Annotated in this window: 10 protein-coding genes; 4 read left to right on the forward strand and 6 right to left on the reverse strand. The window is 53.8% G+C overall.

Annotation, left to right across the window (positions count from 1 at the left end):
• Positions 1-86 precede the first annotated feature (86 nt).
• On the forward strand, positions 87-1289 hold the full coding sequence (locus ACS5NO_RS07385) for a sensor histidine kinase (protein ID WP_439414532.1): 1203 nt from the start codon (positions 87-89) through the stop codon (positions 1287-1289).
• Positions 1261-2028: a LytR/AlgR family response regulator transcription factor gene (locus ACS5NO_RS07390; RefSeq protein ID WP_439414533.1), complete on the forward strand. Its 768-nt coding sequence runs from the start codon at positions 1261-1263 to the stop codon at positions 2026-2028. Before ACS5NO_RS07385 ends, ACS5NO_RS07390 begins: the two co-directional genes overlap by 29 nt.
• 91 nt (positions 2029-2119) lie before the next feature.
• Here the strand turns inward: ACS5NO_RS07390 and ACS5NO_RS07395 are convergent, their stop codons facing one another.
• The gene (locus ACS5NO_RS07395; RefSeq protein WP_439414534.1) at positions 2120-2818 is read right to left on the reverse strand and encodes a 3-keto-disaccharide hydrolase; all 699 of its coding nucleotides are present in this window, start codon (positions 2816-2818) and stop codon (positions 2120-2122) included.
• A gap of 109 nt (positions 2819-2927) precedes the next feature.
• Positions 2928-4331, reverse strand: coding sequence for a Gfo/Idh/MocA family protein (locus ACS5NO_RS07400; RefSeq protein ID WP_439414535.1), 1404 nt, complete (start codon positions 4329-4331; stop codon positions 2928-2930).
• 318 nt (positions 4332-4649) lie between these two features.
• Between ACS5NO_RS07400 and ACS5NO_RS07405 the strand changes: the two genes are divergently transcribed.
• Together ACS5NO_RS07405 and ACS5NO_RS07410 are read left to right on the forward strand one after the other, a co-directional pair.
• Positions 4650-5921 (forward strand): Gfo/Idh/MocA family oxidoreductase, encoded by a 1272-nt coding sequence (locus ACS5NO_RS07405; protein WP_439414536.1) that lies wholly within the window; start codon positions 4650-4652, stop codon positions 5919-5921.
• Positions 5922-5958: 37 nt separating this feature from the next.
• Positions 5959-9342 carry a DUF1080 domain-containing protein gene (locus ACS5NO_RS07410; protein ID WP_439414537.1) on the forward strand — a complete coding sequence of 1128 codons (3384 nt, stop codon included), beginning with the start codon at positions 5959-5961 and terminating at the stop codon, positions 9340-9342.
• A gap of 112 nt (positions 9343-9454) precedes the next feature.
• On the opposite strand, the gene ACS5NO_RS07415 is transcribed toward ACS5NO_RS07410, so the two are convergent.
• The 4 genes from ACS5NO_RS07415 to ACS5NO_RS07430 all read right to left on the reverse strand — a co-directional run bounded on the left by ACS5NO_RS07415 (position 9455) and on the right by ACS5NO_RS07430 (position 12149).
• On the reverse strand, positions 9455-10372 hold the full coding sequence (locus tag ACS5NO_RS07415; protein ID WP_439414538.1) for a hypothetical protein: 918 nt from the start codon (positions 10370-10372) through the stop codon (positions 9455-9457).
• A 142-nt stretch (positions 10373-10514) separates the two neighbouring features.
• Positions 10515-10943: a response regulator gene (locus ACS5NO_RS07420; RefSeq protein ID WP_439414539.1), complete on the reverse strand. Its 429-nt coding sequence runs from the start codon at positions 10941-10943 to the stop codon at positions 10515-10517.
• Between the two features lie 50 nt (positions 10944-10993).
• On the reverse strand, positions 10994-11470 hold the full coding sequence (locus ACS5NO_RS07425) for a response regulator (RefSeq protein ID WP_439414540.1): 477 nt from the start codon (positions 11468-11470) through the stop codon (positions 10994-10996).
• Between the two features lie 109 nt (positions 11471-11579).
• Positions 11580-12149, reverse strand: a complete 570-nt coding sequence (locus tag ACS5NO_RS07430) for a hypothetical protein (protein ID WP_114409129.1) — start codon at positions 12147-12149, stop codon at positions 11580-11582.
• Between the last annotated feature and the right edge of the window lie 237 nt (positions 12150-12386).

Below are 12386 nucleotides of genomic sequence, written 5' to 3' on the forward strand. Positions count from 1 at the left end.
TTTAGAAGAAAGGGAGGAGTGGAAGAAAAATTGCTTTGTCATTGGAGAGAGTCGCCGGAACCCGATTATCGTCGTTCTGTTCACACATGAAATCCGCCATCGATCGCTTGTTGCAGACTTCGGGTCTGCCGCTGACCGTCCGCCAGTTCTGGTGGTACAGTTTTTTCTACTGGAGTTTTTTTTCGCTGATCTGGTATGGTCAGGCCATTATGGTCTGGCTGCTCACGCCCAACGCCCGGCTGTATTTCACCGATACGCTCTACTGGCTCATCGAGTTATTGTACTGGTGGGGTGCAACCCCCCTGGTCATTTTCTGCGCCCAGCGGTTTTCGCTCCTGAAAACCCAGCGCGCCAGCCGGTTTGTCACCCAGGTGCTGACGCACCTGCTGATTGCTGCGGTGTTGTATGGGGTAGAACTGGTGGTGGAACACCTGCTGCTGGGAGCCGCCATTGCCCACGAGCAGGGGAAGGCGATCACTGTCCGGCGGGTGATGACGGTTTTTTTTCTGAGTTTTGGCAATGCGTTTGCCCAGTACATGCTGCTCGTGGTTTGCTATAACGTGTTGACGCACGTCTACCAACTGCAATCGCTGAAACAGCAACATTTGCAGGCCGAACTGGTCAACGAACAGCTCAAGAGCCAGTTGGCCAATGCGCAGTTGCAGGCTTTGAAAATGCAGTTAAATCCTCATTTTCTGTTCAATACGCTCCATACGGTGGTCAGTTTGATGCTGCGGAATCAGACCCGTCGGGCCGCCCTAATGGTGACCACGCTGAGCGACCTGCTCCGGAGTGTGCTGGTGCGTCAGCAGGCCAACTTCATTTCGGTGCGCGACGAGATGACGCTGACCCGGCAGTACCTGTCGATCCAGCAAATTCGCTTCGAAGACCGCTTGATGGTCGAATACGAAATTGCGCCCGAAGCGGAAGAATGCCTGCTGCCGCAGTTGATTCTGCAACCCATCGTCGAAAACGCCATCACCCACGGCATTGCCGACCTCACCGAAGGGGCGCTGATTCGCATCACAGCGCAACGGCTTGGCGAAACCGTCGTGATTCAGGTGTTCGACAATGGGTTGGGTCAGGAACAACTGCATGATACGTCCGGGATGGGTTTGGGCCTGTCCAACACCCTTTCGCGGCTGGAGAAAGCTTACGGCGAACAGGCGACGATGCAGTTCGATCAGCCGCCGGGGGGCACCACCACCGTCAGCCTGCGGATTCCCTGCCAATGCTCCTTGTTAACTTCAACGGTAACCCATGAACCCGTATCACACGCTCATCATTGACGACGAACTGGCTGCCCGCGAGGTGATCCGGACGTTGCTGGCCGACACGCCCATGCTCCGGGTGGTCGACGAAGCGGCCAATGGTCTGGAAGCGGTGCAGAAAATTCTGCTTCACCGCCCGCACCTGATTTTTCTCGACATTCAGATGCCCCGGCTCGACGGCTTCAGCGTGCTGCGGAAAGTCTGGCCCGATCACCAGCCAACGGTGGTGTTCACGACCGCCTACGATCAGTATGCCCTTCAGGCTTTCGAAGTCAACGCCATTGATTATTTGCTCAAGCCTTTCGATGAAATTCGTTTCGGGCAGGCGCTGGGCCGGGCCATCGAGCGGCTCAACAACCAGAACCAGCCCAAAATTGAGGCCCTGCTGGCCCAATTGCTCAGTGCGCATACGCCCGTACCCCCGCGCGAGTACCTGTCGCGGGTGCTGGTGAAGGAGCAGGGCCGGATGTATTTCGTGAATCTGAACGACGTGCAGTATCTGGATGCGGATGGTAATTACATCACCCTGCACACCGCCACCGGCAAACACATCGTGTACGACAGCCTGACGAAGCTCGAAACCCGGCTTGATCCGAACCAGTTTGTGCGGATGCACCGCTCACACATTGTCAATCTGGCCTACGTTCAGGAAGTGGAAACCCATTTCAACGGCGATTACATCGTCCATCTCAAGCTGGGCCAGACGCTGAAATGGACCCGCAATTACCGGGATAAAATTCAGGCGTTTCTGGGGTGAATGTCCTTTTGGTGTGATAAAAAACGGGGCGTTGCCGGGCGGTTTCAAAAACCGTCCCGGCAACGCCCCGTTAACCAAAACTTCTGCAATCCTACAACTCCCGAATCCGGATGTTTTTATACCAGACCACTTCTTTCGGGCTGTGGTTTTGCAGCGCGATTTTGCCTTTGGCGTGGGCTTTGGCGTAATTCCAGTCTTTGAATTTGCTGCCAGCCACCATCTTCTGCCATTCGTCCCCGCCGTAGTGGTATTCCACCACTTTCTTGCCATTCAGGTAATGCTCGACGTGGTTGTTGTTCACCACAATCCGGCCTTTGTTCCACTGCCCGGCGGGTTTGTTGATGGTCAGGTCGCTGGGCGCAATCATGTCGTAGTTGGCACCGGTCAACTGGCTTCCTTTCAGTTTGGCACCGTCGCCCAACTGGTAGCCGGTATCGTCGATCACCTGGTATTCGGGACCGGACCAGTACGTGGCCTTGTTCGCCGGATCTTCGATCACTTTGTAAACCACCCCGCTGTTGCTTTTGGGCGGCAGTTTGAACTCAAACTCCAGCTCGAAGTTCTCGTATTCCTTGTCCGTCACGAGGTCACCGCCGGTACCGTCGGGCGTCAGCGTTCCGTCTTCGATGTTCCAGCCAATGGCCTTGTCTTTCAGGTAACTGTGCCAGCCTTTGGTGGATTTTCCGTCGAACAGCGACACCCATTTGCCGGGTTTCGAGCCAGCATTCGAAAGGCTCATGAGGGTAAAGACGCCCGCCAGCAGGGCCAGGGCAAAGGTTGCTTTTTTCATGGTTTTGTAGGGTTTGTGGTTTGCGGTTTTCAGTATACGGTTTTCGGTGGCTGACGCATGATTTGGAACGCGTCAGCCACCGAAAACCGTATACTGAAAACCGTAAAACCTATACAGCATTCATAATTTTCATGGCATTCGGATCCCAGTTGACGATCTGCTTTTTGAACAGACTGATGTTACCACACTGGGTCGGTCCACAGGCCCGAAGCCCGAAGGTTGCATCCTCAGCCACCGGTTTCTGGTTGCGAACCGAATCGAAGAAGTTGACAAAGTGTTCGTAACGATCGCCTTTGTAATCTTTCGGTGTCTTATAGACCATTTCGCGCGGACCTTCCATTTCCGGGCGCTCGGGATACATTTTTTTGTATTCTTTCAGATACGCTTCCTGCTGGTCTTTCGGGAAATTGCTGATCGACAGACCGGGCGCTTTGGGCAGTTTGTGGTGCCGAACCGTCAGGCTATCCCAGCCAACCGACAGATCGCCTTCCGTACCGACCAGCCGAACCAGGTAACCGCCACCGCCACCATCGACGAAATTGCTCCGCGTCGTCAGGTTAAATTCCGGATGCTCGGCGGTTTTCGGGTAATCAAAAATAGCGAGGTGAATATCGGGAACATCACGACCATCTTTCCAGAACCGCAGCCCACCGCTGGCATACACCCGGTTGGGGCCTTTGGAACCCGTAATGGTGTGGAGCGTCGTCAGCAGGTGAACGTAGAGGTCACCGGCCACCCCCGTTCCGTAGTCCTGGTAGTTTCTCCATCTGAAAAACCGCTTCGGGTCCCACTCACGCTTTTTAGCGGTTCCCAAATAGGTGTCCCAATCAACGGTTTGGGGCGATGCATCCGGCGGAATGGAGTATTGCCAGGCACCCATGGCACTGTGGCGGTCATATTGGGCTTCAGCAAAAACCAGCTCGCCAATGTCGCCGGCTTTCAGCAATTCTTTGGCTTTGGCGATGATGATGGAACTGGCAAACTGGCTGCCCACCTGAAACACTTTACCGGTTTCTTTCTGAACTTTGATCAGCGTATGGCCATCTTCGACCTTCTGTACCATTGGCTTTTCACAATAGACGTGCTTGCCTTTGCGCATGGCGTCGGTCGAGATTTTTTCGTGCCAGTGGTCGGTCGTTCCGTTGATAATTACATCGACATCCGACCGTTCGAGCACCTGACGGTAGTCGCGGGTGGTGAACAAACCATCGCCCCACAACTCTTTAGCCCGGCGCAAACGGCCGTCGTAGAGGTCACAGGCGGCAATAATTTCGGTTCCTTCGACCATCAGCGCGGTCTCCGTATCCCCAATGCCCATACCGCCCGTTCCGATGAGTCCGATGCGGACTTTATCGTTAGCGGCTGTGCTGCTATGACTTTTCACTAAATGAAGGTACATCGGAGCCGTTCCGGCCTGGGCGAGCGAAGACGGAACGGCCGCGGCTGCGGTTCCGGCCAATCCCAATGTTTTTAGAAAGGACCGACGAGAAGGAACCTGTTCAGGGTTTTCCATAGAATTAAATTAGGCGTTTACAGGAAGCCGTAATTTACGACTTTTTAGTTTACGTCGGGAAAAACACCCTGCGAAATGAGGTGATTGGGCGCGTGATGGTCTTATTAAGGGGAAAAGTAGTAGTATTGTAAATCCACCCGAAAATGCAGAATTAGGCCGTATTTTTCATCCCTTCGTTATTCGGGATTCAGTGTTCAATATTCGATATTCGTTTTTTAGTATTCGTTATTTGGTTCTAAAAAATACAAATATTGAATAATGAATATTGAACACTGAATAACGAATAGCGAAGGGGACTGACTATAACAAACTGACGAGATGGCAGTAAAAAAGACCCCTTCAAGACGTACCTTTCTCAAAAACTCGCTGGGAACTCTGGCGGCTTTTACCATTGTTCCGCGCCATGTGCTGGGCAAAGGCTATCTGGCGCCCAGCGACCAGCTTTCCAAAGGCATCATCGGCGTTGGCGGCATGGGTCGTGGACACATACCCTACGCCGGAACGAGGGTCGCGGCCATTTGCGACGTCGATACCCGGCACCTGGAACTGGCCAAAGGGATTATCAAGGACCCCGCGCTCAAAACCTTCAGGGATTTCCGGGAACTGATTCAACTGCCCGAAGTCGATATTGTCCACATTGCCACCCCGCCCCACTGGCACGGCATCATGGCGGCTGAAGCGGCCCGCGCCGGAAAAGACATCTGGTGCGAAAAACCGATGACCACCACCATTGGCGAAGGCAAACGGGTGATGGAAGCCGTGCAGCAACACGGCCGGATTTTTCGGCTCAACACCTGGTTTCGGTTTGAATCCAATTTCTACGGCATGGGAACGCCCGTCAAACCCATCAAGAAGCTGGTCGACAGCGGTTTGCTGGGCTGGCCCCTGAAAGTAACCGTGAGCAAACACACCGGTTTCGACTGGAAGTTTTACTGGGTCGGGAAAACCGATCTGGACCCCATGCCGGTGCCGCCCGAACTGGATTACGAAACCTGGTTGGGACCGGCCCCCTACAAACCGTATAACGAGCACCGGGTTCACAACACCTTCCGGGGCTACTGGGACTACGACGGTGGCGGTTTGGGCGATATGGGACAACATTATCTAGATCCCATTCAGTATTTTCTGGGCAAAGACGACACCAGCCCCATTTCGGTCGAAATCGACGCCCCCCAGCAACATCCCGACGCCGTTGGCACCTGGCGACGGATTGAATATACCTACGCCGACGGTTGTAAAATCATTCTGGATGGTGAGGGCAAGGATGTCAACATGCCCTATATCGAAGGGCCGAAAGGGAAATTGTATCAAGGGTTTAAGTCCGATATTCCGGATTTGCAGAAAAAACTGGCGGCTTTTCCCGAACCGTTGCCGCAGCAAACCGACTTTGTGGACGCCGTTCGGGGGCGCAAGCGGTTTGCGCTCAACGAAGCCAATGGCTACCGTTCCTGCACCCTCATCAACATGGGTAAAATCGCCCTGCAACTGGGTCGCTCGCTGAAATTTGATCCGGTCAATCAGGTATTTGTCAACGACGAGGGCGCCAATCGGCTGATTGACCAGCCCATGCGCGCGCCCTGGATTCTGTAATAACTGCCGTTGGCCCTTTTAACCTCGTTATCCTGTCATGAAATTTCCTCAGATGGCCTTTGCGGGCCTGTTTTTACTCACTACAACCAGTTGGGCGCAACCCAAACCCGATCCGCGCGCCCTCGAAAACCGGGTCGCTGACGAGCTGGCGCAACTACCCGCTTTAGACAGTAAGCAGTTGATCACCAGCATGGATGCGATGGCTGCTTTGGGGTCGCCCGGCCTTCAGGAAATGGTAGCCCGGCTGGTAGCACCCGGCAAAGGCGACAACACGGCTTTGGAATACGCGCTGGGCGGTTATTCCTATTTCGTTACCAAACCGGGCAAGGAAGCACAACGGGCGGTGGCGGTGCGGGCCTACGGGCAGTCGCTGGAAAAGCTAACCGACCCGGAAAATAAGGCGTTTATTCTCAGTCAATTGCAGATTGTCGGGAAAGACGATGCCGTTGTTTTTCTGAAACCCTATCTGACCGACGAACGGCTTTGCGCCCCGGCGGTTCGGGCGTTGGTCAAGATCAACACACCCTCGGCTCAGAAAGCGGTGTTACAAGCCCTGGCCGAATCGCAGGGAACCAGCCGCCTGTCTCTGGTGAAAGCCCTGGGCGACACGCGTTACCAGCCCGCAGCCTCCGCCCTGATGCCGTTGGTGGAGCAGGGTGATCCCAAACTTAGCAAAGTGGCGATGTATGCCCTGGCCCGACTGGCGGCTCCGACTGCCGGAGTGGTTTTGACCAAAGCCGCCGAACAAAGCGGTTTTACGTACGATGCAACGGAAGCCACGGCCAGTTACCTCGATTATATCAAACAACTCTCGGTGTCGGGCAAAAAACCGCAGGCCGACGCTCTGGCCCGGAAGCTGCTGGAACAGTGTACGGATGCGAAACAGGTTCATACCCGGTCGGCCGCGCTGAAAATTCTGGTCGATAACAACAAAGAAAAAAGCTTGCCTTTGCTCACCACGGCGGTGCAGGACCCATCCGGCGAATACCGGGTAGCGGCCCTGAAACTGGCGACGGGTTTGAAGAACAAACTGCTCAATCTGCAACTAGCCAAACTGATTGCCAGAACTACCGGCGACGTGCAGGCGGATTTGATTACCCAACTGGGACTAACCGGCGATACGGCTCTGACACCGGCTTTGTTACCAGGCCTGAAAAGTGACGATCAGGCGGTTCGGCTGGCGACTATTTCGGCCCTGGCCCACACCGGCCAGCAAACCGCTTTGCCGGATTTGCTGGCGTTGCTGAAGCGGGGTACGTCGCCGGAAATAACGGCGATCCGGGATGCGGTGTTGACCCTGAAAGGACCGGACGTTGTAGCTCAAATCACGCACGCGTTGCCGAGCATGCCCGCCGAAGCCCGGGCGGCTTTGCTAACAGTGCTGGGAACCCGCGCTGCCGGATCGAGCGTGCAACAGGTGCTGGCTCAGGCGCAGGACAGCGATACCACGATTAGTCAGGCGGCCGCGGCTGCGTTACCGTTTATGGTCGGACCAGAGCAACTTCCGCAACTGGTGACTTTATTAACCAACGCAACACAACCCAAAGCCATTCGCTCGTTGCAGCAGGCGCTGGCAGCCGCGACGGTTTCGGTGGGCGACTCGCTCCAGCGGACAGACTTGTTATTCAGCACAATGCAACAGGCACCCACGGCCGCGCAACCGCGTTTTCTGGGGGCTTTTGCCGGCATCGGCGGGCCGAAAGCGTTACAAATCGTGCAGGAATCGTTCGGGAAAGGTGAAGGCATTGCTCAGCCTGCTGCCGTAGCGGCTCTGTCGGAGTGGTCGACGCCCGAAGCAGCCCCCGCTTTGCTGGCGATTGCACGGCAAAACAGCGTGGTTTCCGAATCGGCGTTGAGCGGTTATCTCAAACTGATCGACCGGTCGACCTTCCCGGCCGACCAGCGGCTGCTGCTGCTGCGGGATGCGATGGAAGTAGCCCGGACTCCGCAGCAAAAAAACGAAATCCTGAAATCGGTCAGCCGGTGCCGGACGTTTTTGGCGCTGGTTTTTGCCGGAAACTATCTGGACGATCCGGCGATGCAGCAACAGGCGGCCTCGACGGTTTGGTCGGTTGCCGCATCCAGCCGGGATTTTACGGGGGATGTGGTGCGGAAGTTGCTGGAAAAAGCCAGCCAGGTCATCACCGGTCCCGACGGCGACGCCCAGCGACAGGCCATCCAGCGACGCTTGCAAACCCTGCCCGCTGGCGACGGTTTTGTGGCGATTTTTAACGGAAAAGATCTTTCAGGCTGGAAAGGACTGGTGGAAAATCCGGTTAAACGAAGCAAAATGAGCGCGGATTCGCTGGCACTGAAACAGCAGAAGGCCGATGAACTCATGCGGGCAGGCTGGTCGGTGAAAGACGGGTTGCTGGTTTTCAACGGACACGGAAACAACATCTGCACGACAAAACCGTACCAGGATTTCGAGATGCTGGTCGATTGGAAAATTACCAAAGAAGGCGACGCCGGTATTTACCTGCGAGGCACCCCGCAGGTGCAGATCTGGGACCCGGCGCGGACGAATGTGGGCGCACAGGTTGGCTCGGGCGGATTGTATAACAACCAGAAGTTTGCCAGCAAACCGCTGAAACGGGCCGATAACCCGGTGGGCGAGTGGAATACGTTCCGGATCATCATGAAAGGCGAACGCGTGACGGTTTATCTGAATGGCGAACTGGTAACGGACAATACGGTGCTGGAGAACTACTGGGATCGTAGCCAGCCTATTTTTCCGTCGGAACAGATCGAACTTCAGGCGCATGGTACTTACGTGGCCTACCGGAATATCTACATCAAAGAATTGCCCCAACCCAAACCGTATCAAGTGACCGAAGCCGAAAAAAAGGACGGTTTTCAGGCGTTGTTCAACGGCAGCGACTTCAGCCAGTGGACCGGCAATACGAAGGATTATGTGGCCGAAGATGGGGATATCGTCTGGTACAACAACGGGGGGAAAGGCAATCTGTACACAAAGAAAGAATACGCGGATTTTGTGTTCCGGTTTGAATTTCAGCTAACCCCCGGTGCCAACAATGGACTGGGCATCCGCGCTCCGCTGGAAGGTGATGCCGCTTATGTGGGTATGGAACTCCAGATTCTGGATAATGACGCAGATATTTACAAAAAGCTGGAGGTATATCAGTACCATGGCTCGGTCTACGGCGTGATTCCGGCGAAACGCGGGGCGCTCAAACCGCTGGGTGAGTGGAACGAACAGGAAGTAACCGTGAAAGGCAATCAGGTGAAAGTGGTATTGAACGGGGTTCAGATTTTGAACGGTGATATTGCCGAAGCCAGCAAAAACGGGACTCTCGACCATAAAGAACATCCCGGTTTGCAACGCACCAAAGGCCACATCGGTTTTCTGGGCCACGGTTCCGTGCTGCGGTTTCGGAACATTCGGGTGAAGGAACTGTGAAATGAAACTTCAAATTATAAATGTAAAATGCTAAATGTTGAATGTAAAAGTGTTCCCCACGCGGGTACTTTTACATTCAACATTTAGCATTTATTATTTTACATTCTTTTTATTATACCACATCTTCCCGGGCCGCAGCCGGATCGTTGTATTTTCGGTCCAGTTGATCGGTCGATTTCATGTCAGACGGCGCCAGAGCGGTGGATTCCTGCATTGGCTGTTTTTTGATCGCGCTTTCGTCCAGCGTTTCCTTCGGCTGATCCAGCATCTGGGCGGTTTCTTCCGGGCGTTCGGCGGATTGATACGGTTCCTTGTCTTTTTCGTTGACGTCGTAGGGATGTTCCGAGGAGCCCGTATCCGGGTTTTCGGTCATGCCTTCGTCGGTTTTGGGCTTGATGTAATTGGCCGGGCCGGGGCCCTGGTTGGCGTCGGAGTCGACCAGATCCGGGGCTTTTTCTTTTTCTCCGGGGTGCTGGCTTTGCGTCGGCACATCCGCGCCGGGCATGGTATCCGCCAGTCCGCTGGTGGGCGTATCTTTTGTGTTGCCTTCGTTGGAAATCTGGCCATCGGCGTTCCCGGAGTTGTTCACTTCGTGCGACCGCCCGGGTTCACTGGGTTCCGTAATTTCGGGTTTGTCCGGTTTCGGGGTCGACGGAAAATCCGGGATTTCGGGGCCGGGAGTGTGTGGCGTCGGCGGATTGGGTGAATCAGGCGACGACGGAATCGGATTGTTCGGGTTGGGAGTCGACGGGAGTTCCGGAATCATATCCGCCTGAGGATGATCCGATTTGATATCGACTACATCATACGTCCGTTGGTTGGGCGAGTTCAGACCGCGCTCCACATCGTCGGTATACCGATCGCTGAGGTCGTCGGTTACTTCTGTTTCGAGATGGGCCGTCGGCACTAATTTCCCATCGACTAATTTGACCATATGTGTATCGGCCTGATCCTGACCGTATTTTGTATCAGCATTTTCGTTGGATACGAGGTCCGCCTGTTGCGAATCATGAAACACATTCGATTCCATACCGTTTGTTACGAGTTAGTGAATAGAAATTCTTCCAAAACTGCGGTTACCAAAAACCGTAGTAATGTCCTTATAACTTCCGGTATAGCAAAAGGTTTTTGATTAAATCAGATAAAAAAATCCCGGAAGGATTCTACTGGCTTCACCGATAAAAGCGGCTGGAAGGGGTGGAGGCTACGCGCAACCAGAAGTTGCAGAGGTCTTCGACCACGGATTTGTAGTCATTGAACGAATCCGGTTTTTTGACGTACGAATTGGCTCCCAGTTCATACGCCCGGTCGATGTCGGGCTGGGCATTCGACGTACTGAAAATCAGCACCGGCATCAGGTTGTAGCGGGGATCGGCGCGCAGTTTTCCCAGCACCTCAAAACCGCTCATCAAGGGCATGTTGAGGTCCAGTAGCAAAAAAGAAGGTAAAATCTTTACGGTTTCCAGCCGTGACAACAGATCCATTCCACTGGTCGCAATCAGCACTCTCTCCTCGTTCAAACACACTTTGAAGGCTTCCTGTATCAAAAATAGATCATCATCGTCGTCGTCTACGACGGCTATAATCTGTTTCTTTTTCATATGGTATTGACCAACCAACCGCCAGCTATTGGCAGACCCGGTCGGGACCATCAGGCCCAACGCCTGCGGTTGTGCTGATTCGAATTTTGGGTTGATGATAAACTGTCTTCTGCCTTGATGGTGGGCAGGGCAACGCGTTTTTTCCAGTAGGAGCAAAAATGCGCCATCGATGCTTCCCAGTTTTCCGGTCTGGGCATGTAACAGGTTGCGCCCCACCGGTAGGCCAGCCTGACCTGCTCCGGATCGTTGCCGCTCCCGTAAACAATTACCGGAATCCGCCGAAGCACCGGATGCTGTTTCAACAGTTCCAGCATTTTCGCCGGTTTGCCGGTGTCCCGGTCCAGCATAATCAGGGTCGGAACAAACAGCGCATCCGCCAAACCCTTCTGAAAATAGGCATTCAGGGTAGCGTCTTCCTGGGCCGACAGATACCGGTGTGGAACGCCATAGCTCCGAAAAGCGTCAGCCAGCGCCTGGCGGTCAGGGGTGTCGGAGCCGATGAGTAAGATCGATAAGGGGCCGGTCATGGTTTCAAAAAATGAAATGTAATTCAGGTCATTAATCAAAAATAAAACGAGCCAATGGAAAAAAAGTTAGCCTAAACCGCCTAAAATCCAATACTTAAAGCATTAATGCCTAGCCTAATCTTCTAATAATTAAACTATTAACGAGGTCGAAGAAGGCGGCTGGCTTCAAGGTACGCCAGTTGTCGATCTCATCCAGTGTACCGCCAAAATTCATGTAGTAATCGAGCCGAAAGCGTTTCCATTCGCTCTCGACAAAGTCCCGGAAATTGACGGCGGCAATCCAGCCGTCCTCCACATCTTCAAACCACTCTTCGTAGTAGCTGTCGTCGGAACCATGGAAATTCAGGATGTTTTCGCCCACCAGAATGAATTTGTTGATCTGTTCATTCACCAGCGGATCGATCACCTGCCGTTTCAAATACATGATGTCGTTGTGCAGTGTGTCGTTCCACTCGCCGAAGAGTTCGATCACCACAAACCGGCGGTCATAATCGGCAAAGAGAATTTTGCAGTACAGCGTCTCCGACCCGATTTCGTCCCAGAGGGGATGAATGTAATAACCATAAATCGTATTGGTGTATTGGGTCATGTTGTAGACGCGGCCAAAAAACGGCGAATTCGGATCTTCCGACGCGTTATACCACTTCTCCCAATTGTAAAAAGGCTCAATCTCGTGCATAGAAAACCGGCGGATTACGGGAAGACCGGCTATAACAAAGATAACAAAAGTATTTCGCACGAAGGGTCAGAAAACGAACCGTCTGCCAACGAAAAAGTCCAGTAGCTGAGCCTCTGGACTTTCTGTCGGAAACGTGTATGGCTGATGAAGCGCGCTACCTCCATAGTACTCTTCATCGCGTGTCACATACCTACGAACGACCCCGCTGTTTAGATTGCGGAGATTTGAAAAAAGTTA

It is taken from the genome of Larkinella fluvii (assembly GCF_051857545.1).
Classification (GTDB): Bacteria; Bacteroidota; Bacteroidia; order Cytophagales; family Spirosomataceae; genus Larkinella.

Coding starts and splice junctions, on each gene's coding strand:
- ACS5NO_RS07385 (WP_439414532.1), top strand. CDS start 87: ATGAAATCCGCCATCGATCGCTTGTTGCAGACTTCGGGTCTGCCGCTG.
- ACS5NO_RS07390 (WP_439414533.1), top strand. CDS start 1,261: ATGAACCCGTATCACACGCTCATCATTGACGACGAACTGGCTGCCCGC.
- ACS5NO_RS07395 (WP_439414534.1), bottom strand. CDS start 2,818: ATGAAAAAAGCAACCTTTGCCCTGGCCCTGCTGGCGGGCGTCTTTACC.
- ACS5NO_RS07400 (WP_439414535.1), bottom strand. CDS start 4,331: ATGGAAAACCCTGAACAGGTTCCTTCTCGTCGGTCCTTTCTAAAAACA.
- ACS5NO_RS07405 (WP_439414536.1), top strand. CDS start 4,650: ATGGCAGTAAAAAAGACCCCTTCAAGACGTACCTTTCTCAAAAACTCG.
- ACS5NO_RS07410 (WP_439414537.1), top strand. CDS start 5,959: ATGAAATTTCCTCAGATGGCCTTTGCGGGCCTGTTTTTACTCACTACA.
- ACS5NO_RS07415 (WP_439414538.1), bottom strand. CDS start 10,372: ATGGAATCGAATGTGTTTCATGATTCGCAACAGGCGGACCTCGTATCC.
- ACS5NO_RS07420 (WP_439414539.1), bottom strand. CDS start 10,943: ATGAAAAAGAAACAGATTATAGCCGTCGTAGACGACGACGATGATGAT.
- ACS5NO_RS07425 (WP_439414540.1), bottom strand. CDS start 11,470: ATGACCGGCCCCTTATCGATCTTACTCATCGGCTCCGACACCCCTGAC.
- ACS5NO_RS07430 (WP_114409129.1), bottom strand. CDS start 12,149: ATGCACGAGATTGAGCCTTTTTACAATTGGGAGAAGTGGTATAACGCG.